A 21,474-nucleotide genomic window follows, 5' to 3' on the forward strand; every position below is an offset into this window, starting at 1 on the left:
TACGGGCCCGAACCCACCCGGCTCAGCAGACCTCTTCCAGATCACGCCACTCACGGCTGTCCGGGCTGTCCGCGACCCAGCCGTCGAGCAGTCCGCGGACCAGGCCCGCGGGGGCGGCGATGCCGCACTCGCGCTCCGGCACCCACAGCTCGCCGGGCGAGCGGTGGCCGAGCGGCCCGGGGTGGCCCGGCTCGCTGTGGTCGTGCGGGTCCAGGTGCTCGCCCTCGCCCTCGGCGCTGGGCATCGTCGACTCGGAGCAGGCCCGGCACAGCAGCCGTACGGAGGAGGACCAGTCCTCGGCGGCGAAGCCCGCGTCGGCGGCGAGCTGCTCCAGGGCGTCCCGGTCGGCCTCGGTGGCGGCCTCCAGGAGCACCACCCAGGTCGGCACCGGCGAGGGCGCCCACAGCTCGATCTCGTCGAAGACCGGGTAGGAGGGGCCGGCGCTGGTGGTGCGCTCGCCGTTGGGGACGCCGTCGTGGAGGACGACCTCGCCCCAGCGGCGGCCGGAGGACGGCAGCGGGATGGACAGCACCTCGATCCGGGCGGGGTCGAGCCGGCGGCCCCACACGACCTCGGCCTCGCCCTCCGGGGAGAGCCGCACGGCCGCGCTGCCCAGCTCCATGCCGGCCGGCTCGCCGGTGCCGGAGGCGGCGCCGGGGACCTTGAGCCCGTACGCCTGCCAGGCGCGGCGGGCCAGCGGCCAGTCCTGGAGCGCGGTGGCGGCGATGCCGACGTTCCACCAGTCGGGGGCGCCGGTCTCCTTGTCGAGCAGGGCCACGGCGCGCAGTCCGGCGGCCCGGGCCTGCTCCCAGTCGTGCCGGAACTTGTGCAGCAGGGCCAGGTTGAACCAGGACTCCGAGAGCCAGGGCTCCAGGTCCGCCGCGCGCGTGAGCAGCGCGCCCGCGTCCTCGTACCGGCCGTCGCCGATCAGCGTGAACGCGCGGTCGGTGGCCTGCCGCCACGAGGCGGAGGGCCGATGCCGTACCTTCCCGAAGATCCTCACGATTCCCGCCTGCCGGTCGCTTCACCCTCTTGTTCGCATCCAACCATGCCCGGTCGGACACGCGCTCATTACCCATGGGTTACCCCGGAGGAGCAGGGACGACGCCGCCCCGCGCGAGAACGCGGGCGAGGGATTCCACGACCTCGGGGTGGTAGTCACGGGCGGTGCCCAGCCGGAGGCGTTCCAGGGCGTCGAGGCCGCCGCCCGCGCTGCCGGCGGCGAGGTCGTCGTAGTCGTTGACGGTCCGGACGATCCGGGCCGGGAGGGGCTGGTCGAGGTAGGGGTCGGCCTGGCGCTCGACGATGACGGCGACGGCCGCCGGGACGCCCGTCCGGCGGACGACGGCGCCGCCGAGCAGGGCGATCCTGCGCTGCTCCTCGGGGGACAGCAGGGCGGTGGCGCCGCCGGGGACCGGGTCGACGAGCGAGAGCTGACCGATGTCGTGCATGAGCGCCGCGTATTCGAGGACGGTGAGCTTGTGCCCGCACAGGCCGAGCTCCCGGCCCACCGCCCGGCTGAGCGCGGCGACCCGGCGGGCGTGGCCGGGCGGCGTGCAGCCGGCGACCTCGGTGGCGCGGGCGAGGGAGGCGATGGTCTCCCGGTTGGTGGTGCGCACGGCCGCGTAACGGCGGAAGGAGACCTGGGCGAGCAGCAGCGGTACGGCGAACACGGGCAGCGCCCACAGTCCGGCGGCGGCCACGCCGAGGGCCATGACGGCTCCGGTGGCGCAGACGGCGGAGCCGATGCCGAGCAGGGCGCGCAGCTCGTCGCGGAGCAGCGGGCCGTAGGGGGCGGGGGTGGCCGCGGTGCGGGGCGGCGACGCGCTGCGGGCGGCTTCGCGGGCACGGTGCAGGAGGGCGGCGAGGACGGCGTCGCACAGGGCGGTGAGGAGGAGCAGCAGGAGCAGGAAGAGGGCGTAGGAGGGGCCCTGGCCCAGGTGGGCGGTGAGGGTGCCCGCGTTGTAGAGGGGCTGGAAGCACAGGGCGGCGAAGCCGACGGTGAGGATGCGCCGGGCCATGTGGTCGAGGTGGGGCCCGCGGCCGCGGGCCACGTGCGGCACGGCGCCGACGAGGCCGGCGGTGACGACGACGGCGATGGTCTGGAGGACACCGTGGGTGGTGACCTCGCCGCCGTTCTGGCCGAGGAGGGCGTAGCCGAGGGAGCCCGCGGTGGCGAGCGGGGCGGGTTCCCGGTCGTCGGGCGGGGCGCCGCGGCGGGTGAGCTCGCCGAGGGCGATGAGGAGGCCGAAGGCGAGGGCGTTGCCGGGTTCGTCGAGGCCGTGCCAGAGGGTGGCGGCGACCGCGGTGAGGGTGAGCAGCAGGGCGGCCGCGTGGACGGCGCCGAGGGTGGCGCGCCCGGCCGTCACGCGCGGTCCTGCGGCCGGGCGGGCGCGGCGGACGGGTCAGGCGCGGTGTACGGGTCGGGCGCGGTGTACGGGTCAGGCGCGGTGGGCGTCTGGTCGTGCCGGGGCTCGGCGAGTGGGGACCGACGGGCCGGTGCGGGGGGCCTGGGCTCAGCCGGCGACGCGGTGGGCCCGGGCTGACGGGCCGGTGCGGAGTGCGCCTGCCCGTGCCGGGGCTCGGCGAGTGGGGACCGGCGGGCCGGTGCGGCGGACCCGGGCTCAGCCGGCGACGTGGTGGGCCTGGGGTCAGCCGGCGACGTGGTGGGCCTGGGGTCAGCCGGCGACGTGGTGGCTTGGCGGTGACGCGGCGGTGCGGTGGGCGCCTGCCCGTGCCGGGGCTCGGCGAGTGGGGACCGGCGGGCCGGTGCGGCGGACCCGGCCTCAGCCGGCGACGCGGGGGGCCCGGACTCACCCGGCGACGCGGTGGGCCCGGGCTCAGTCGGCGACGTGGTGGCTTGGCGGTGACGCGGCGGTGCGGTGGGCGCGTGTTCCCGCGGGGGCTCGGCGGTGGCCGGTACCGGTCCGGGCCGGGTGGCCGGGGTACGGGCGGGCGGCGTGCGCGGGGCCGGGACGGCGGTCTCGTCGGCGGTGACCCCGGTCTGCCAGCCGTGCCGGCGCAGCGCGCGGCCGAGCGCGGCGACCATGCGCGGATCGAACTGGCTGCCGGCGCACCGCTCCAGTTCGGCGAGGGCCGTCCCGACGGGGCGGGCCCGGCTGTAGGAGCGGGTGGAGGTCATGGCGTCGAAGGCGTCGGCGACGGCGACCACGCGCGCGTACTCCGGGATCTGGTGGCCCTTGAGGCCGTACGGGTAGCCGCTGCCGTCCATGCGTTCGTGGTGGTGGAGGATCGCGGTGCGGGCCTCGTCGAGGAACGCGATGCCGCGGACCATCTCGTGCCCGTACTCGGGGTGGAGCTCGATGATCCGGCGCTCCTCGGGGGTGAGCGGCCCGTCCTTGCGGAGCACGCGGGTCGGCACGCCCAGCTTGCCGATGTCGTGGAGGATGCCGGCGAAGCGGACGACTTCCAGGCGGGCTTCCTCCATGCCGAGTTCGCGGGCGATCAGGACGGAGGCGCGGCCGACGCGTTCGCTGTGGCCGCGGGTGTAGCGGTCCTTGATGTCGACGGCCTGGACCAGGGCCCGGATGGTGGCCTGGTGGGCGGCGCGTTCCCGGTGGTACTGGGCGAAGCCCCAGCAGGAGATGTACATGGGCAGCAGGACGAAGAGGGCGGCGACCGGCCCGTGGCTGCTGCGCCACAACACGGCGGTCATCAGCCCGGCGAGCCCGTGCACGGCGTACGGGGCGAGGGCCCGGCCGAGCAGTCCGCGCCAGGCGGCACGCAGCGGGAACCCCTCGGCGGTGGCGCGGATGGCGCCGTCGAGGACCGTGAGCACCAGGCAGAAGGTGAGGGCGGTGGCGGCGGTCGGCAGCAGCACGTACGGGAAGTCGGGGGTGTCCGGGCCGCGTCCGAGGGCGCCGGGGCGCTGGAGGAACTGCCCGACGTGGGCGGCGGCCCCGACCGCGAGGGCGAGCTGCGCGGCCCGCCAGGCCCGGCGCGCCGCGGCGGGGGGCTGCTCGACGGGGGCGAGGACGGCCCCGGGCAGGGCGGTGAGCGCGGCGGCGGCGGGCGGCAGCAGCAGCGCGGCGGCGAGCAGGACCGGGAAGAAGGAGCCGGGGCCCGGAGCCGGGCCTTCGGCGGGGCCGCCGAGCGCCCGGGCGGCGCGGCGGCAGCGGGCCGGCAGTTCGCAGACCGCGTAGAGGGCGGCGAGCAACGCGACGCTGCGCCAGGGGGTGTGCGCGCCGGGAAGCAGGGCGGGCAGGGTGCTCGCGGCGGCGCCGAGCAGGGCACAGCAGATCAGGACGCGCGCCGATCGCGGGACCACCATCACCCTGCCACGCTAGCGAGGCGCGGACGGTGCAGCGGGCGAGCGGGGGCGGATTCGCACCATCGGGTGATACAAGCCGATAGGCAGACCGACCGGTGGGCCGGGAGCGGAAGAAGCGGAACCGGAAGCGGAAGGCCGTCGGCGGGAAAGCCGGGAGCCGGGCGAGGATCTCGCCCGGCTCCCGGTCACGTGCGGGCGGCCGCTTCCGGCTACTGCTCCTGCGGGGCGGCGGGAGCGGCGGTGACGTCCTGCTCGGGCACGCCGTGCCCGGAGCGGATGAGGTCGATCCGGCCCATCACCTTGGCCCGCAGGTCGACCGGGACGTCGTCGCTGCCGCAGCAGCGCTTGACCAGCTTCTTGACGGCCTGTTCGAGGCCGTACTTCTCCAGGCACGGGGAGCACTCCTCGAAGTGCACCTCGAACTTGGTGCATTCACCGTCGGGCATCTCTCGGTCGAGGAACTCGTAGAGATGGTCCAGGACCTCTGAGCAGTCCGTCTCGTGCGGGTCTCCGCAGCTCATGAGCCCGAGCCTTTCAGATCGTGCGTCGACTCTCCGGCGCCCGCCGGTACCAGCCCGCGCTCACGGGCGTAGTCCTCGAGCATGCCGCGCAGCTGGCGGCGACCCCGGTGCAGCCGGGACATCACCGTACCGATGGGTGTCCCCATGATGTCCGCGATCTCCTTGTACGCAAAGCCCTCGACGTCGGCGAGATAGACGGCGATGCGGAACTCCTCGGGAATCGCCTGCAGCGCTTCCTTCACGTCCGAGTCCGGCAGGTGGTCGAGGGCCTGCGACTCGGCCGAACGCAGTCCGGTCGACATGTGCGACTCGGCGCGGGCGAGCTGCCAGTCCTCGATCTCCTCGGCAGCGGAGCGCTGGGGCTCGCGCTGCTTCTTGCGGTACGAGTTGATGAAGGTGTTGGTGAGGATGCGGTACAGCCACGCCTTGAGGTTCGTGCCCTCGCGGAACTGGTGGAAGGATCCGTACGCCTTGGCGTAGGTCTCCTGCACCAGGTCCTCCGCGTCCGCGGGGTTGCGCGTCATGCGCAGCGCGGCCGAGTACATCTGGTCGAGGTAGCCGAGGGCGTCCCGCTCGAAGCGCGCGTTGCGCTCCTCGGTCGTCTCCTCGGGGCCGTCGTCGGTCCCTGTGTCGGTCCCAGTGACCGGACCCACCTCCTCCAGCGCTGCGGCGAACCCGAACGCGGACCCGCTCGCTTCGGAGGATAGACGAGGAACCGCTCCGCCCGCCGCCCGAATAGGGCGGGCCTTGGGCCCCGGCAGGACCGTCCAGTCGAGGTCAGCGGCCTGCGGGCGCTCCGGGCAGATGGTCGAACCCATGCGACGGACTCCCTCTTCCTTGCTTTCGAGCATCGATGTCCGTCACAACAGCGGTTCCCCGCCCCGCATTCCCGGCGGCGGCCTCCCGCTCAGCGGAGTGCCGTGATCCACTCCCCGACCGCACGGACGATCGTGTCCACGGCCTCGTCCTGGGTGAGCGGGGCGCGCTTGGGGACGGCGAAGCCGTGGTCGCCGTGCGGAACCTCGGCGAGGGTGTACGGGCCGGCGGGGAACTCGTCCGGCCTGCCGAAGGGGTCGTTGCCGCCCTGCACGACGAGGGTCGGGACGCCCGCGCCGAGGAGCTCGTCGGCCCGGGACCTCTCGGGCCGGCCCGGCGGGTGCAGCGGGAAGCTCAGGGCGAGCACGGCGCTCGCGCCGAGCTCCTGGGCGGTGCGGCAGGCGACCCGGGCGCCGGCGCTGCGGCCACCGGAGATCACCGGCAGGCCGGGGGCGGCGAGCGCGGGCCACAGGCCGCGCCAGCCGGTGTCCAGGGTCTTCGGGGCGGGGGCGACCTTCTTGCCGGCGACCCGCCAGGGCTGCTCGACCAGGGCCACGGTCACGCCCTCGGCGGGCAGTGCGGCGGCCAGGGCCCGCAGGTCACGCGCCTCGATGCCGCCGCCCGCGCCGTGGCTCACGGCGAGCACGGTCCACGGCTTCTTCGCGGCGTGCCAGGTGATCCGGGCGTCCCCGGCGTCGGTCGGAACGATCTCGCTCTTCGTCACGTCCCCATCCTGCCGCGCGGAGCCACCGGACTCCCGTCCTGCCGCGCGGGCCGCCCGGGTCGCCGCCCTGCCGCGCGGGCCGCCGGGCTCCCGTCCTGCCGCGCCGCGGGCCGGGAGCGCGGCCTCGGCCTCGGCCTCAGAAGAGCGTGGCCTCCTCCGGACCGTCCAGTTCCTTCAGGAGCTCCGGCCCGTTGTTCCGTACGTTGCTGACCGCCGTCGCCACCGGATAGGCCCGCATCAGGCCCTCCGGCGGCGGGGCGAGCAGCGAGCGCAGCTCCTCCACGTCGGTGCGGGCCGGGTCCAGCCAGGCGTCCCAGCGGTCCGGGGTGAGCATCAGCGGCATCCGGGGGTGGATGTCGGCGAGCGAGCGCGGCCCCTCGGCGGGGGCCACGCCGAGCGGACCGGTCTCCGCGTCCGTGGTGAGCACCGAGCAGGTCACCCACCATGCCTGCGGGCGGTCGTCCGGGAGGGTGCGGTCCCGCCAGAACTCGTAGAGTCCGGCCATGGCGAACACGGAGCCGTCGGCCGGGGTCACGAAGTACGGCTGCTTGCGGGGCCGCTTCCGCTTCCCCTCGACCTCCAGCTCCCGCTCGTCGGTGCCGGTCACCCACTCGTAGTAGCCGTCGGCGGGCAGGATGCAGCGGCGGGCCGAGAAGGCCCGCTTGAAGGAGGGCTTCTCGTGCACGGTCTCCGCCCGTGCGTTGATCATCCGGGCCGCGCCCTCCGGGCTCTTCGCCCAGGACGGGACCAGTCCCCACTTCAGGGTGCGCATCTGCCGAACCGGCCGGGGCGATTCCGCGTCTTTGAGAGGGCGCTCCAGGATCGCGTGGACCTCTTTGGTGGGGGCCACGTTCCAGTCGGGGGCGAGGGTCTCCTCGGGCTCCCACTTCTCGACCTCGAAGACGTCCACGAGGTCCTCGGGCCGCCGGCTCGCTGCATACCGTCCGCACATACGTGCCACGATGCCACGTCCCACCCGTCACCCGACCGCACTACCGAGGAGCCCGTGCCCCCATGACCGAAGTCCTCGGCACCCAGCCCGCGCCCGCCCAGTGGATCGTGATCGCCACGGCGGTCGCCGCCCTCGCCGCGGTGCTGCCCCGCCCGTTGTGGCGGCTGTCGCGGAACGCGATCACCATCGCGCACGAGGGCGGCCACGGTCTGGTCGCGCTGGTGACCGGGCGGCGGCTGCAGTCGATCCGGCTGCACTCCGACACCAGCGGCCTCACCGTCTCGCGGGGCCGCCCGACCGGCCTCGGCATGATCCTGACGGCCGCGGCCGGCTACACCGCCGCCCCGCTGCTCGGCCTCGGCGGCGCCGCGCTCCTCGGCTCCCACCGCGTCACGCTGCTGCTGTGGCTGGCCACGGCGCTGCTGATCGCGATGCTGGTCATGGTGCGCAACGCGTACGGGATCTTCACCGTGCTGCTCACCGGCGCGCTGTTCCTCCTCGTCTCCTGGCTGACCGGTCCGGCCGTGCAGTCCGTGTTCGCGTACGCGGCGGTCTGGTTCCTGCTGCTCGGCGGGGTGCGGCCGGCGTTCGAACTGCAGGCGAAGCGCCGCCACGGCGGGGCCGGGGACTCCGACGCCGACCAGCTCGCCCGGCTCACCCATGTGCCGGCTCCGCTGTGGCTGTTCTTCTTCCACGCGGTGTCCCTGTCGGCCCTGATCGGCGGCTTCCGCTGGCTCGTACGGTGGTGACGCCCCCGTAAAGTGAGGGCATGACCGAAAGCTCCGCGCAGCCCGATCCGCTCACCGGCCTCTGGCCCGCCCCGTACGCGGGCGGCCCCGTCGACGCCACCGTCACCGTGCCCGGATCCAAGTCGGTCACCAACCGGGCCCTGGTGCTCGCGGCGCTGGCCGCCGAGCCGGGCTGGCTGCGCCGGCCGCTGCGCTCGCGCGACACCCTGCTGATGGCGGAGGCGCTGCGCACCCTGGGCGTGAAGATCGACGAGGGCATGGGTCCCGACGGCACGGGCGAGGCCTGGCGGGTCATCCCGGCCGGGCTGCGCGGTCCGGCGACCGTCGACGTCGGCAACGCGGGCACCGTCATGCGCTTCCTGCCGCCGGTCGCCGCCCTCGCCGACGGGCCGGTCCGCTTCGACGGCGACCCGCGCTCCCACGAGCGCCCGCTGCACGGGGTGATCGACGCGCTGCGCGCGCTCGGGGCCCGGATCGACGACGACGGGCGCGGCGCGCTGCCGATGACCGTGCACGGCGGCGGCGGTGTGGAGGGCGGTGTCGTGGAGATCGACGCCTCCTCGTCGTCCCAGTTCGTCAGCGCCCTGCTGCTGTCGGGCGCCCGGTTCAACCACGGTGTGGAGGTGCGGCACGTCGGCGGCCGGCTGCCCTCGCTGCCGCACATCCGGATGACGGTCGACATGCTGCGGGCGGTCGGCGCGCAGGTCGACGAGCCGGAGCACGGCGGGCAGCCGAACGTGTGGCGGGTGGCGCCGTCCGCGCTGCTCGGCCGCGACCTGGTCGTCGAGCCGGACCTGTCGAACGCCCAGCCGTTCCTGGCGGCCGCGCTGGTCACCGGCGGCCGGGTCACCGTGCCGGACTGGCCCGCCAGGACCACCCAGCCCGGTGACGCGCTGCGGGAGATCTTCACCGAGATGGGTGGCTCCTGCGAGCTCACCGACCGGGGGCTGACCTTCACCGGCGGCGGCCGGATCCACGGCATCGACGTCGACCTCGGCGAGGTCGGCGAACTCACCCCGGGCATCGCCGCCGTGGCGGCCCTGGCCGACTCGCCCTCGACGCTGCGCGGCGTGGCGCATCTGCGGCTGCACGAGACGGACCGGCTGGCCGCCCTGACCAAGGAGATCAACGGGCTCGGCGGAGACGTCACGGAGACCGAGGACGGCCTCCACATCCGGCCGCGCCCGCTGCGCGGCGGCGTCTTCCACACGTACCACGACCACCGGATGGCGACGGCGGGCGCGATCATCGGCCTGGCCGTCGACGGCGTGGAGATCGAGAACGTGAGGACGACCGAGAAGACCTTGCCCGACTTCCCGAGGATGTGGACCGAAATGCTCGGAGTCTGAGCGATGCGGCGTTACGGCAAGCACACCGACGAGGACGACATCCGCCAGCGGCCCAACCGCAAGGGCAACCGGCCCCGTACGACCATCCGGCCCAAGCACGAGGACGCCGTCGAGGGCATGGTCCTCACCGTCGACCGCGGCCGGCTGACGTGCCTGGTCGGGGACCGGGTCGTCATGGCGATGAAGGCGCGCGAGCTGGGCCGCAAGGCCGCCGTGGTCGGTGACCGGGTGTCCCTGGTGGGCGACCTGTCCGGCGAGAAGGACACCCTGGCGCGGATCGTGCGGATCGGCGAGCGCAGCTCGGTGCTGCGGCGCACGGCCGACGACGACGACCCGTACGAGCGGGTGGTGGTGGCCAACGCCGACCAGCTGGCGATCGTGACCGCGCTCGCCGACCCCGAGCCGCGCCCGCGCCTGATCGACCGCTGTCTGGTCGCGGCCTTCGACGGCGGGCTCACCCCCTTCCTGGTGCTGACGAAGTCGGACCTGGCGCCGCCGGACAAGATCCTTGAGCTGTACGGCGCCCTGGACATCCCGTACGTGGTGGTGAACCGCGAGGAGCTGTACGACGGCGGGGCGGCGGACCGGGTGCGGGAGTACCTGGGCGACCGGGTGACCGCGTTCGTGGGGCACTCCGGCGTGGGCAAGACGACGCTGGTGAACGCGCTGGTGCCCGAGGAGCGGCGGCGGATCACCGGTCACGTGAACGCGGTGACCGGCCGCGGCCGGCACACCACCACCTCGGCGCTCGCGCTGCCGCTGGACAAGACGGACGGCTGGGTCATCGACACGCCGGGCGTGCGGTCCTTCGGCCTGCACCACGTCGACCCGTCCCGGGTCATCCACGCCTTCCCGGACCTGGAGCCGGGCACGGAACAGTGCCCGCGGGCGTGCAGTCACGACGAGCCGGACTGCGCGCTGGACGCCTGGGTGGCGGAGGGGCACGCGGATCCGGCCCGGCTGTACTCGCTGCGGCGGCTGCTGGCGACGCGCGAGCGGCGCGAGGGCGACTGACCGGAGGCCCGTGGAGGGCGGCTGACCGGAGGGCCCGCCGGAGGGCGGCTGTCCTGGCCCGGCCTCGGGCGGCCGGCGACGCGTCACCCGGATCGCGCACGTTTGCGGGTCACGACCGTCGGTAAGTGCATAATCGCACCGAGCGAGACGAAGCAGTCACCGACGGCGTGGGAGGCACTTGCGATGGCGTGGCTGCTGGTGGTGGTCGCCGGACTGCTCGAGACCGGTTTCGCGGTGTGTCTGAAGCTCTCGCACGGCTTCACCCGGCTGTGGCCCACGGTCGCCTTCGCCTGCTTCGCGCTCGGCAGCTTCGGCCTGCTGACCCTCGCGCTGCGCAAGCTCGACGTCGGGCCGGCGTACGCGGTGTGGACCGGGATCGGGGCGGCGGGGACGGCGATCTACGGGATGGTGTTCCTCGGCGACCTGGTGTCCACGCTCAAGATCGTCTCGATCACGCTGGTGATCGTCGGCGTCATCGGCCTCCAGCTGTCGGGCTCCGCGCACTGAACCGCGGCTCCGGGGGGCCCTGCGGTCCGGGCGGTCCGCGGCGACCGCTGGGGCGACGACAGCGGCGGCGGTTGCGGGGACGGCTGCGAGACCACCGGCGCGGAGGCCACCACGTAGGACAGCGCGAGGCGCAGCGCGAGCTCGCAGGAGCGGACGGCCGCCCGCGGGTCCTCGGCGAGCAGCGCGGCCGCCCGGTCCCTGGCCTGGACGAGCAGCTCCGCCGGTGAGGGCACCCCGGCGTCGGCCCGCCGCTGTTCGGGCACGGCGGCGGCGCGGGTCCCGGTGCGCGCGGGCCGCGGGACGGGCAGCCGCTCGTTCCAGGCGCCGGTGAGCAGGGCGCGCAGCACGGGCCGGGCGGCGGCCGCGGCGACCGTCCACTCGGCGGCGGCGACCAGCCGGCGGGCGGGCGGCCCCGGTTCGGCGAGGGCCGTCTCGACGCCCCGCAGGTACAGGTCCGCCTCGCGCCGCACGAGCGCCCGGGCGAGTCCCTCCTTGCTGCCGAACTCGTTGTAGAGGGTCTGCCGGGAGACCCGGGCGGCGGTGGCGACGTCGACCATCCGCACCGCGGACCAGGGCAGCGTGACGAGCGCCGCGAGGGCCGCGTCGAGCAGGGCCTCGCGGGCCATCGGCGCCGTGCGGGTCCTGGGCGTCCTCGCCGCCTTCGGCGTCTTCGGGGCAGTCGGCATCGTCGCCTCCCGGCCGGGTCGGTACTGCGCACAGCGTTGACGGACGGCCACGCACTGTCAAGGGCCGCGGCGGGGCGACGCGCCTTCGGGGGATAGAGTTTCGACCATGGCCGATTACCACGACGATCTGCGTCTCGCCCATGTCCTCGCGGATGCCGCGGACGCGGCCACCATGGACCGGTTCCAGGCGCTCGACCTGAAGGTCGAGACGAAGCCCGACATGACTCCGGTGAGCGAGGCCGACAAGGCGGCGGAGGAGCTGATCCGGGGCCAGTTGCAGCGTGCCAGGCCCCGGGACGCGATCCTCGGCGAGGAGTACGGCGTGGAGGGCACGGGCCCGCGCCGCTGGGTCGTCGACCCGATCGACGGCACCAAGAACTACGTGCGCGGGGTGCCCGTGTGGGCGACGCTGATCGCGCTGATGGAGGCCGGGGAGACCGGTTTCCAGCCGGTGGTGGGCGTGGTCTCGGCGCCCGCGCTCGGCCGCCGCTGGTGGGCGGCGAAGGGGCTCGGCGCCTACACCGGGCGGAGCCTTGCGTCGGCGACCCGCATCGGGGTGTCGAAGGTCGGCCGCCTGGAGGACGCCTCGTTCGCGTACTCGAGCCTGAGCGGCTGGGAGGAGCGCGGCCGGCTGGACGGCTTCCTCGACCTCACGCGCGCGTGTTGGCGGACCCGGGCGTACGGCGACTTCTGGCCGTACATGATGGTGGCCGAGGGCTCGGTGGACATCTGCGCGGAGCCGGAGCTGTCGCTGTGGGACATGGCGGCCACGGCGATCGTGGTGCAGGAGGCCGGGGGCACCTTCACCGGGCTCGACGGCCGGCACGGTCCGCACAGCGGGAACGCGGCCGCGTCGAACGGTCTGCTCCACGGCGAGCTGCTCGCCTACCTCAACCAGCAGCCGTCCGCGGAGGGCTGACCGCCCCTCAGTACTCCGGGACGCGCTTCGCGCGCCCCCTTGTCGGCTTCCCGGCCCGGTGCCACTCTGAGAATCCCCCCTTTGTGAACTTGTGAAAGAGTTCTCGAAGTCACCGATTCGGAGGTGGTTCCCTCCATGCTCGTCCGTGACGCCATGAGCACCGTGACCCTCACCATCGGCCCCGCCCACACACTCCGCCAGGCGGCCCGTCTGATGTCGGCGCGCCGCGTCGGCGCGGCGGTCGTCCAGGACGGCGACTCCGGAGGATTCGGCATCCTCACCGAGCGCGACATCCTCAACGCGATCGGCGCCGACCGGAATCCCGACCTCGAGACCGCCGACGCCCACACCACCCGGGACGTCGTCTTCGCCGCCCCGACCTGGACCCTCGAGGAGGCCGCGGAGGCGATGACCCGCGGCGGCTTCCGTCATCTGGTCGTCCTGGACGACCAGGGCCCGGTCGGCATCGTGTCCGTGCGCGACATCATCCGCTGCTGGCTTCCGGTGTACAGCGCCACCGCCGCCTGACGTCCGGGACGGACGCGGACGGCAGAGGGCCGGACTCCCGTACGGACACGGGACGTCCGGCCCTCTTCTCCCTACGGCAGGCGGCCGTCAGCCACGCAGGGCCTGGACCGCGGCGTCGAGCCGCTTGCCGAAGTCTTCGTCCGCGTTGCGGAAGTTGCCGATGGCGCGCTCGGCGATGTCGTCGCGCGAGACCTTGGCCAGGGAGCCGGCGAGGTTGTCGACCAGCCGGCCCTTCTCGTCCTCGGACATCAGCCGGTAGAGGTCGCCGGCCTGCCTGAAGTCGTCGTCCTCGGCGTGCAGGGGGGCGGCGTGGTCGCCGGTGGCACCGGAGACCGGCACGGGCTGCCACAGCGGGCGGCCGGTCTGCCGCGGCCCGCCGAAGCTGTTCGGCTCGTAGTTCTTGGCGGCGCCGTGCCGGCCGTCGTAGAGGAAGCCGTCCCGGGAGTGGGTGCGGGCCTCGGTGGCGTGCGGGCGGTTCACCGGCAGCTGGTCGGCGTTGATGCCGACGCGGTAGCGGTGGGCGTCGCCGTAGGCGAAGAGCCGGCCCTGGAGCATCTTGTCCGGGGACGGGCCGATGCCGGGCACGAAGTGGGCCGGGCTGAAGACCGACTGCTCGACCTCGGCGAAGACGTTCCGCGGGTTCCGGTTCAGCTCCAGCCTGCCGATCTCGATCGGCGGGTAGTCCGCGTGCGGCCACACCTTGGTGAGGTCGAACGGGTTGAAGCGGTACGTGGCGGCGTCGGCGGCCGGCATGATCTGGACCTGCACGGTCCACGACGGGAAGTCACCGCGCTCGATCGCCTCGCGCAGGTCGCGCTGGTGCGAGTCGGGGTCGCGGCCCGCGAGCAGGTCGGCCTCGGCCTGGGTGAGGTTCTTGATGCCCTGGTCGGTCTTGAAGTGGTACTTGACCCAGAAGACCTCGCCGGCCTCGTTGTTCCACTGGTAGGTGTGCGAGCCGTAGCCGTTCATGTGGCGGTACGAGGCGGGGATGCCGCGGTCGCCGAACAGCCAGGTCACCTGGTGCGTGGACTCCGGGCTCAGCCCCCAGAAGTCCCAGACGTTGTCCGCCTCCTGCGAGCCGGTGTACGGGTCGCGCTTCTGGGTGTGGATGAAGTCGGGGAACTTGATGGCGTCCCGGATGAAGAAGACGGGCGTGTTGTTGCCGACGAGGTCGTAGTTGCCCTCTTCGGTGTAGAACTTCAGCGCCCAGCCGCGCGGGTCGCGCACGGCGTCGGCCGCGCCGAGGCTGCCGGCCACGGTGGAGAAGCGCAGGAAGGTCTCGGTCTGCTTGCCGACCTCGGAGAGGAAGGCGGCCCTGGTGTACGCGGTGACGTCGGCGGTCACCGTGAACGTGCCGTAGGCCCCGGCGCCGCGGGCGTGGACCACGCGCTCCGGGATGCGCTCGCGGTTGAAGTGGGCGAGCTTCTCCAGCAGCAGCTGGTCCTGGACGAGGACCGGCCCGCCGACGCCCGCCGTCTCGCTGTTCTGGTTGTCCGCCACCGGTGCCCCGGCCTCGGTGGTGAGCGGTCCCTGCGTCACGTGCGCCTCCTGCTGCATGGGTTCTGCCGCAAGCCTGTCCTGCCTGCCCGGCCTGTGCCGTACACGATCCTACAATAGACATTGTCTAGGTCAAGGAGAGATCCAAACTCACACCGGTTCGGGATTTGTGGCCCGGCTGTTAGGCTGAGCCCCATGAGTGACCTGTTGGAACGACTGCGCGGCCGTGGCTGGCGGATGACCGCGCAGCGACGCGTCGTGGCCGAAGTGCTCGACGGGGACCATGTACACCTGACCGCCGACGAGGTCCACGCCCGCGCCGTGGAGCGCCTGCCGGAGATCTCGCGCGCCACCGTCTACAACACGCTGGGCGAGATGGTCACGCTGGGCGAGGTGCTGGAGGTCGCGACGGACGGCCGCGCCAAGCGGTACGACCCGAACGCCCACCGCCCGCACCAGCATCTGGTCTGCGGCCGCTGCGGCGCGATCCGGGACGTCCACCCCGCGGGCAACCCGCTGGCCGACCTCCCCGACTCGGAGCGCTTCGGCTTCACCATCTCGGACGTCGAGGTCACCTACCGGGGCATCTGCCCGAACTGCGCGGCCACCGCCTGACGGCGCCCCGTCCGGCACGGAGAAGGCCCCCGCCCTGACGGCGGGGGCCTTCTCCGTGCGGCGGGCCGTGGGCCTCGCGCGGCCGACGCACGACGAAGGCCCGGATCCGTCAGACGGATCCGGGCCTTCGTGCCACTGAGTAGCGGGGACAGGATTTGAACCTGCGACCTCTGGGTTATGAGCCCAGCGAGCTACCGAGCTGCTCCACCCCGCGTCGGTGAACCCAACCTTACGGGACCGTTCGCAGCAGGGCAAATCGATAGGTCGAGCGAACGGAGTGAGCCGCGTTACGCGGTGAGCTCCTGGTGCAGCGCCTCGCTCAGCCGTGCCGCCCGCTCCGCCACCTCCGCCGGGCCCAGCTCGACCGCGCGGGCGCACCAGCGGCGCCCCTCGGTCAGCTCCCCGCGGCGGGCCGCGAGCAGGGCGAGCCGGAGCGCGGCCCGACCGTGGCCCGCGTGGGCGGCACGCGTCCACCACAGGGCCGCTTCCCGCTCGCCGCCCTCACGGGCCAGGAGCAGCCCGAGGTTGAAGGCCCCGTTGCGGGATCCGGCCTCGGCCGCCTCCCGGTACCAGCGGGCGGCCTCCGCCACGTCGCCGCGCGCGGCGGCGAGCATGCCGACCCGGACCTGGGCACGGCGGTGGCCCTGCTCGGCGGCGCGCTCGTACCACTCCTCGCACTCGCTCTTCTCCTCGCGCTGGGCGCCGAGGGCGGGCGGGCCGGGGGCCGGGCGGCGCGCGTCGAGGACCGTGGCGAGCCGGAAGGCCGCCTCGGCGCTGCCGCCGCCCGCCGCGCACCGCAGATAACGCTCGGCGGCCTGCTCGTCGCCGTCGCGCAGGCAGGCGATGCCGACCTGGAGGGCGGCCTCGGTGTGCCCGGCGGCGGCCGCGCGCTCGTACCAGAGAAGCGCGGTGCGGTCGTCGTCGCGGCCGGCGTGGAGGATGCCGAGGTTGAAGGCGGCGTCGACGCTGCCGGCCTCGGCGGCCTTGGAGAACCAGGGCTCGGCGCCGCCCGCGTCGCCGGCCTGGAGCAGCAGGACGGCCAGCGCGTTGGCGGCCTCCCGGTGTCCCGCGTAGGCGGCGCGGCGGTACCACTGCTCGGCCTGCGCGGTCCGCTCCTGGGCGGCGCACAGCAGTCCCAGGTTGTAGGCGCCGTTCACGTCGCCCGCGTCCATGGCGGCGCGGTACCAGCGCTCGGCGGTCTGGTGCTCACCGCGGGCGGCGTGCAGCGCGCCCAGCGCGTTGGCGGCGTTGCCGTCACCGTCCTGCGCGGCCCGCAGCCACCACACGGCGGCGCTCTCCTCGTCGCCCGCGTCGCGCAGCAGGAAGCCCAGCGCGCAGGCGGCCTTGGCCTCGCCGTCCTTGGCGGAGGACAGGTACCAGCGGCCGGCCTCCTTGAGCTCGCCGCGCTTCTCCAGGATCGCGCCCAGGTGCAGGGCGGCCCGCCGGTGGCCGCGCGCGGCGGCCTGCCGGAACCACTGCTCGGCCTCGGCCAGCGAGTCCCCGCTCACCGACGGCACCTCGGCCTTGCCCTGGCCCCCGCCCGTGCCGTGGGTGGCGCCGGACGCGGCCGAGGTGCGCAGGCCGGTGCCGGTGTCGTACGCGTGCGGGCCGCGGCTCGGCGGCGCCGTCGCTCGCCGCTCCAGGGCGAGGGCGAGCCGGTAGGCGGCCTCCCGGTGGCCCTGCTCGGCGGCGGCGCGCAGCCAGCGCTCGGCGCCGACGTCGCTGCGGTGCTCCAGGAGGTCGGCGAGGGCGTACGCGCCGAGGGCGTGGCCCTGCTCGGCGGACTGGCGCAGCCAGTACTCGGCGGCCGGCTCGTCGCCGCGCTCGCGGTGGTGGCGGCCGAGCGCGTGCGCGGCCGGCGCGGATCCGGCCACGGCGGCGATCCGCCACCAGCCGGCGGCCTCGTCCGGGTAGCCGCGCTGGTGCAGCAGGACGCCCAGGTTGTTGGCGGCGGCGCGGTCACCCTGGGCAGTGGCCCCGCGCAGATACGGCTCGGCACCGTCCAGGTCACCGCGGCGCAGCAGGAGGGCTCCGAGAGCGCTCATCGCGGCGGCGTCGCCGCGCTCGGCGGCGCGCCGGTGGCGGGCCTCGGTCTCGGCTTCCGTCTCGGTCTCGGCGGTGGTGGTGTCGACGGCCGCATCGACGGCGGCTCCCGCGGCCTCGATGATCTCGTCTGCGGCGTTTCCGGCATGCCGCTGCACAAACCGCCCTGTCTCCAACAGAGTTGCCCTGTCCCCCATAAATACCATCGTCGCACCACCTGCAACCCGCGTACACCTGGTATACCGCAGCCAGTGAGGTCACTTCAGCGTTTTGTCGACATGCCCACAGAGAGACAAGTCAAACACGTCCCGCGCCAACTCGCCCCCTCCGCAACGCCGTTGGGGACATGACGAAGGCCCGGATCCTGATGGATCCGGGCCCTCGTCTTCAGTAGCGGGGACAGGATTTGAACCTGCGACCTCTGGGTTATGAGCCCAGCGAGCTACCGAGCTGCTCCACCCCGCGTCGTTGTGTTCACACGCTATCACGACGCGGAGGGGAGCTCTTACCGCTTATCCGGCGCCGGGGCTCGCGCTCGGACTCGGGGAGGCCGGCGTGCCGGGGCTCGCCGACGCACTCGGGGTCGCGTTCGGGGTGGGCTTGGTGCCGCCCCGGCCGGTGTCGCTCTGGAGCTTCGCTCCCGCAGCAGCCGCCCGCTGGAGCGCGTCCGCCAGGGCCTCCTGGGCCTTGCCGTACGCCGCCCAGTCGCCCTTCTGCAGCGCCGCCTCACCGTCGTCGTACGCCTTCTGGGCGTCCGCGATGGCCTGCTTCAGCGCGACGTCGTTCGTCACCGGCGCCGGCGGTTTGGTGCCCGGCGGCTGCGTGGCCGGCGGCGCGGTGCCCTCGACCCCGAACACCGTGTTGAGCGCCGCGGTCAGGTTGTCCTCGAACACCGTGGTGTCCTTGGTCGTGTCCCCGTCCGGCTGGTCCGCGTCGACGTACGACACCGCGACCTTCTTGAGGAGCGGGTACTGCGCGTTGCGGCCCTGGGCGTAGACCGGCTCGACGTACAGGAAACCGCCGTCCAGCGGCACCGTGAGCAGGTTGCCGTACAGGATGTCGGAGTCGGCGCCCTTCATGTCACGGACGAACGTCGCCACCGACGGGAGGCTGTTGAGCTTGTTCTGCACCTGCTGGGGTCCCGGCACGTCCTCGCCGACCCTCAACAGCCTTATGCGGCCGTAGTCCTTGCTGGTGGCATCGGCGTCCACCGCCATGAAGCCGCCCAGGTTGGGCCGCCCGTTCGGCGTGAACGTCGTCGTCAGCGAGAACTTCTCGGCCGGGTCCCCGGGCATCTTGATGCTCAGGTAGTACGGCGGGACCGCGTTGCCGTCCTTGGTGGTCGGGTCGTCGGGCACCTGCCAGGCGTCCGAGCCGCTGTAGAACTGCGCCGGGTCCTGCACGTGGTAGCGGGTGAGCAGCTCGCGCTGGACCTTGAACATGTCCTGCGGGTAGCGCAGGTGCTGCATGAGATCCGGGTCGATCTGCTCACGGGCCTTGACCGTGCCCGGGAATGCCTTCATCCAGGTCTTGAGGACCGGGTCCTGCTTGTCCCACTGGTAGAGGTTCACCGTGCCGTCGTACGCGTCGACGGTGGCCTTCACCGAGTTGCGGATGTAGTTGACCTGGTTCTGCGGCGCGACGACCGCGCGCTGCTGGTTGCCGACCGTCAGGGCGTCGGCAGTGGACTCGCCGAGCGTGGTGCGCGAGGCGTACGGGTAGCCGTTGGTGGTGGTGTACGCGTCCACGATCCACTGGATGCGGCCGTCGACGACCGCCGGGTAGGCGTCGCCGTCGATGGTCAGCCAGGGCGCGACCGCCTCGACCCGCTCCTTGGGGGTGCGGTTGTAGAGGATCCGCGAGCCGTCGCCGATGGCCCCCGAGTAGAGGATCTGCGGCTCGCTGAACGCGACCGCGTAGGCGGCGCGGTTGAAGGTGTTGGAGAGGTTGACCCCGCTCTTGCCCTGGTAGCTGGTGGTCTTCTCGCCGTTCTCCTCGTAGTCGAGCTCCTTCTGGGGCCCGCCCACGATCGAGTACTGGTCGGTCTTCTCGCCGTAGTAGATGCGCTGCTCGTACGGGCCGAGCTGACCGGTGGTGGGCAGCCCCTGCTCGGTGAAGATCGGGGAGCCGTTGGCGTCCGTCTGCGTACCCGTGGCCATGATCGCGCCGTAGCCGTGGGTGTAGGTGAAGTGGTCGTTGATCCAGTTCCGCTTCGGGATGCCCCGGATGTTGAGCTCGCGCAGACCGACCACGGTGTCCTTGCCCTGGTAGCGGTCGACGTCCAGGGTGAGCGGGAACTGGTAGTACTTCCGCTTCTGCTCCAGCTGCTGGAACGTCGGCGACACGATGTTCGGGTCGATCAGCCGGTAGCTCGCCGCCGTGTCGGCGTCGGCCCGCAGCTGGTCCTTGTCCTTGACCGTCGACTTGCCGGAGTACTCCTCCGGCCTGGTGGTGTCGATGGCGTAGGCCTTGCGGGTCGCGTCGATGTTCTTCTTGATGTACGGCGCTTCCTTGGCCTGCTCGTTCGGCTGGACCTGGAACTTCTGCACGATGGCCGGGTACAGGCCGCCGATCAGGATCGCCGAGAGCACCATCAGGCCGAAGCCGATCACCGGCAGCTGCCAGGTGCGCCGCCACAGCGTCGCGAAGAACAGCACGGCGCAGATCACGGCGATGCAGAACAGGATCGTCTTCGCCGGCAGATAGGCGTTGGCGTCCACGTACCGCAGGCCGGTCCAGTTGCCGGTCGCCTTGAAGTCGCTGGACTTCACGGCGAGGCCGTACCGGTCGAGCCAGTACGCCACGGCCTTCAGCGACACGAAGACGCCGAGCAGCACCGACAGGTGGCCGGTGGCGGCGGCCGTGGCGCGGGCGCCCGGGCTGGTGATCCGCAGACCGCCGTACAGGTAGTGCGTGAGGGCGGCGGCGATCAGCGAGAGGACCGCGGCCGCGAAGCCGAAGGCCAGCAGGAAGCGGTACCAGGGCAGGTCGAAGGCGTAGAACGCCACGTCGAGGCGGAACTGCGGGTCCTTCTCGCCGAACGGGACGCCGTTCACCCACATGAGCCAGGTGCGCCACTGACCGGAGGCGGAGGCGCCGGCGATCAGGCCGACCAGGGCCATGACGGCGAGCAGCACCCACTTCTTGAAGGGCGCGACCCCCATCCGGTACCGGTCGAGGCTCTGCTGCTCCATCGACATCGCGCTCAGCGGCGGCCGCAGCCGGTGCGCCAGCCAGATGTTCAGGCCGACGGCCAGGGCCATGAGCAGGCCGAAGACGAGGAAGAGACCGACCTTGGTCCACAGGGTGGTGGTGAAGACGGACTGGTAGCGGACCGAGCGGTACCAGAGCCAGTCCGTCCAGAACCCTGCGAACATCACGAACGCCATGGCGAGGACCGCCAGGACGCCCAGCGTCATCAGCAGCGTACGGGCGCGCCGGGACGGGCGGCCGACTCTGATCCTTGGCCCGGAAGGACCTGTGCCGCCTCCGCGGTCCGGCATCTGGAAAGCCAACGTGCGCCCCTCGAGGTTGATGCGTCGAATGCGTCGATAAGCAGGCTCCGCGATCGTAGAGCCCACTGATGCAACTTACTGAGGCTTTACCTAGTTCCCGTGTTCCGGGGTGGAGGAGGCAGGATATTGCTCATGTCCAACGTTTCCCCCTCCGGTCCCCCGATGGCCGCGAGTCCCCTCACCCGAGCCGTGCTGGAGATCGACGAGTACGCGTCCGGCCTCGGCTGGGACCGGCCGGCCCGGCTCTTCGCCCTGGTCGACACCGCCCGGCTGCGCGCCCAGGAACCCTCGCTGGCCTCCCAGCTGGGTCTCGGCGCGGACGCCGCCGTCACCGGCTACACCCCCATCGAGCAGGAGGAACTGCCGGCCGGCAAGCCCCTCGACGAGTTCCTCGGCACCATCGCCTGGCCCGACGCGGTGGCCGGCTGCGCGCTCACGGTCGAGCGGTTGATGCTGCCGCCGTCGGCCGAGGCGTCCGTGCCGAAGGACCTCGACGAGGCCGGACTGGCCGCGTGGGTGGCCCGCCACCCGGAGCGCCAGGAGGTCCGGATGACCGTCGCGGTGCTGCGGGACGGGGCGCGCGAGGCCGCGATCCGGCTCCGCGAGAAGGACTCGCCGAGCGAGGTGCTGACCGGGCCCGACCTGGTGCCGGGCCTGGCGGACGCGCTGGCGGCGACCTTCGCGTCGTAGCAGCCCGCTCGCCGCGGGCCGGTGACGGCCCGGGGCGAGGCGGGGCGGGCGTGTGACG

At 73.3% G+C, this 21,474-nt stretch carries 18 protein-coding genes, 2 tRNA genes and 1 pseudogene; 8 read left to right on the forward strand and 13 right to left on the reverse strand.

Annotation, left to right across the window (positions count from 1 at the left end):
- Positions 1–22: 22 nt before the first annotated feature.
- The 7 genes and pseudogenes from ABD954_RS11010 to ABD954_RS11040 all read right to left on the reverse strand — a co-directional run bounded on the left by ABD954_RS11010 (position 23) and on the right by ABD954_RS11040 (position 7,304).
- Positions 23–1,003: a tetratricopeptide repeat protein gene (locus tag ABD954_RS11010; protein ID WP_345485738.1), complete on the reverse strand. Its 981-nt coding sequence runs from the start codon at positions 1,001–1,003 to the stop codon at positions 23–25.
- 79 nt (positions 1,004–1,082) lie between these two features.
- Complete coding sequence (locus ABD954_RS11015) at positions 1,083–2,369, reverse strand: HD-GYP domain-containing protein (protein ID WP_345485739.1); 1,287 nt, start codon at positions 2,367–2,369, stop codon at positions 1,083–1,085.
- Positions 2,370–2,926: 557 nt separating this feature from the next.
- A pseudogene (locus tag ABD954_RS11020) lies at positions 2,927–4,291 on the reverse strand (HD-GYP domain-containing protein); the annotation flags it as partial.
- A 209-nt stretch (positions 4,292–4,500) separates the two neighbouring features.
- Positions 4,501–4,812: a mycothiol system anti-sigma-R factor gene (rsrA, locus tag ABD954_RS11025; protein WP_345485740.1), complete on the reverse strand. Its 312-nt coding sequence runs from the start codon at positions 4,810–4,812 to the stop codon at positions 4,501–4,503.
- Positions 4,809–5,465, reverse strand: coding sequence for a sigma-70 family RNA polymerase sigma factor (locus ABD954_RS11030; protein ID WP_345485741.1), 657 nt, complete (start codon positions 5,463–5,465; stop codon positions 4,809–4,811). The genes rsrA and ABD954_RS11030 overlap by 4 nt, the downstream gene beginning before the upstream one ends.
- 254 nt (positions 5,466–5,719) lie before the next feature.
- A complete protein-coding gene (locus tag ABD954_RS11035) occupies positions 5,720–6,352 on the reverse strand; it encodes an alpha/beta hydrolase family protein (RefSeq protein WP_345485742.1) in 633 nt (210 codons plus the stop codon).
- A gap of 136 nt (positions 6,353–6,488) precedes the next feature.
- A complete protein-coding gene (locus ABD954_RS11040) occupies positions 6,489–7,304 on the reverse strand; it encodes an SOS response-associated peptidase (RefSeq protein ID WP_345485743.1) in 816 nt (271 codons plus the stop codon).
- Positions 7,305–7,366: 62 nt separating this feature from the next.
- Between ABD954_RS11040 and ABD954_RS11045 the strand changes: the two genes are divergently transcribed.
- From ABD954_RS11045 to ABD954_RS11060, 4 genes are all read left to right on the forward strand, one after another.
- The gene (locus ABD954_RS11045) at positions 7,367–8,053 is read left to right on the forward strand and encodes a M50 family metallopeptidase (RefSeq protein ID WP_345485744.1); all 687 of its coding nucleotides are present in this window, start codon (positions 7,367–7,369) and stop codon (positions 8,051–8,053) included.
- Between the two features lie 20 nt (positions 8,054–8,073).
- Complete coding sequence (aroA, locus tag ABD954_RS11050; RefSeq protein WP_345485745.1) at positions 8,074–9,402, forward strand: 3-phosphoshikimate 1-carboxyvinyltransferase; 1,329 nt, start codon at positions 8,074–8,076, stop codon at positions 9,400–9,402.
- A 3-nt stretch (positions 9,403–9,405) separates the two neighbouring features.
- Positions 9,406–10,416 (forward strand): ribosome small subunit-dependent GTPase A, encoded by a 1,011-nt coding sequence (gene rsgA, locus ABD954_RS11055; protein ID WP_345485746.1) that lies wholly within the window; start codon positions 9,406–9,408, stop codon positions 10,414–10,416.
- Positions 10,417–10,599: 183 nt separating this feature from the next.
- Entirely contained in the window at positions 10,600–10,923 is a 324-nt protein-coding gene (locus ABD954_RS11060) for a DMT family transporter (protein ID WP_345485747.1), read from the forward strand.
- On the opposite strand, the gene ABD954_RS11065 is transcribed toward ABD954_RS11060, so the two are convergent.
- The gene (locus ABD954_RS11065) at positions 10,815–11,549 is read right to left on the reverse strand and encodes a TetR/AcrR family transcriptional regulator (RefSeq protein WP_345492088.1); all 735 of its coding nucleotides are present in this window, start codon (positions 11,547–11,549) and stop codon (positions 10,815–10,817) included. The genes ABD954_RS11060 and ABD954_RS11065 overlap by 109 nt on opposite strands.
- A gap of 166 nt (positions 11,550–11,715) precedes the next feature.
- On the opposite strand from ABD954_RS11065, the gene hisN reads away from it, so the two are divergent.
- Positions 11,716–12,528, forward strand: a complete 813-nt coding sequence (gene hisN, locus ABD954_RS11070) for a histidinol-phosphatase (RefSeq protein ID WP_345485748.1) — start codon at positions 11,716–11,718, stop codon at positions 12,526–12,528.
- A 135-nt stretch (positions 12,529–12,663) separates the two neighbouring features.
- Positions 12,664–13,056 carry a CBS domain-containing protein gene (locus ABD954_RS11075; RefSeq protein WP_345485749.1) on the forward strand — a complete coding sequence of 131 codons (393 nt, stop codon included), beginning with the start codon at positions 12,664–12,666 and terminating at the stop codon, positions 13,054–13,056.
- 87 nt (positions 13,057–13,143) lie between these two features.
- Here ABD954_RS11075 and ABD954_RS11080 read toward each other — a convergent pair whose 3' ends face one another.
- The gene (locus ABD954_RS11080) at positions 13,144–14,595 is read right to left on the reverse strand and encodes a catalase (RefSeq protein WP_345485751.1); all 1,452 of its coding nucleotides are present in this window, start codon (positions 14,593–14,595) and stop codon (positions 13,144–13,146) included.
- 153 nt (positions 14,596–14,748) lie between these two features.
- Here ABD954_RS11080 and ABD954_RS11085 point away from each other — a divergent pair, with 153 nt between their 5' ends.
- Positions 14,749–15,168: a Fur family transcriptional regulator gene (locus tag ABD954_RS11085; protein ID WP_345485753.1), complete on the forward strand. Its 420-nt coding sequence runs from the start codon at positions 14,749–14,751 to the stop codon at positions 15,166–15,168.
- 140 nt (positions 15,169–15,308) lie between these two features.
- Here the strand turns inward: ABD954_RS11085 and ABD954_RS11090 are convergent.
- From ABD954_RS11090 to ABD954_RS11105, 4 genes are all read right to left on the reverse strand, one after another.
- A tRNA-Met gene (locus ABD954_RS11090) sits at positions 15,309–15,382 on the reverse strand.
- A gap of 73 nt (positions 15,383–15,455) precedes the next feature.
- Entirely contained in the window at positions 15,456–17,417 is a 1,962-nt protein-coding gene (locus ABD954_RS11095; RefSeq protein WP_345485754.1) for a tetratricopeptide repeat protein, read from the reverse strand.
- 185 nt (positions 17,418–17,602) lie between these two features.
- Positions 17,603–17,676: transfer RNA gene (locus ABD954_RS11100), tRNA-Met, on the reverse strand.
- Between the two features lie 47 nt (positions 17,677–17,723).
- On the reverse strand, positions 17,724–20,714 hold the full coding sequence (locus ABD954_RS11105; RefSeq protein ID WP_345485755.1) for a UPF0182 family membrane protein: 2,991 nt from the start codon (positions 20,712–20,714) through the stop codon (positions 17,724–17,726).
- Between the two features lie 144 nt (positions 20,715–20,858).
- Here ABD954_RS11105 and ABD954_RS11110 point away from each other — a divergent pair, with 144 nt between their 5' ends.
- Positions 20,859–21,416, forward strand: a complete 558-nt coding sequence (locus ABD954_RS11110) for a PPA1309 family protein (protein WP_345485756.1) — start codon at positions 20,859–20,861, stop codon at positions 21,414–21,416.
- Positions 21,417–21,474 lie beyond the last annotated feature (58 nt).

It is taken from the genome of Streptomyces roseoviridis (assembly GCF_039535235.1).
In the GTDB taxonomy this organism is placed as follows: Bacteria; Actinomycetota; Actinomycetes; order Streptomycetales; family Streptomycetaceae; genus Streptomyces; species Streptomyces roseoviridis.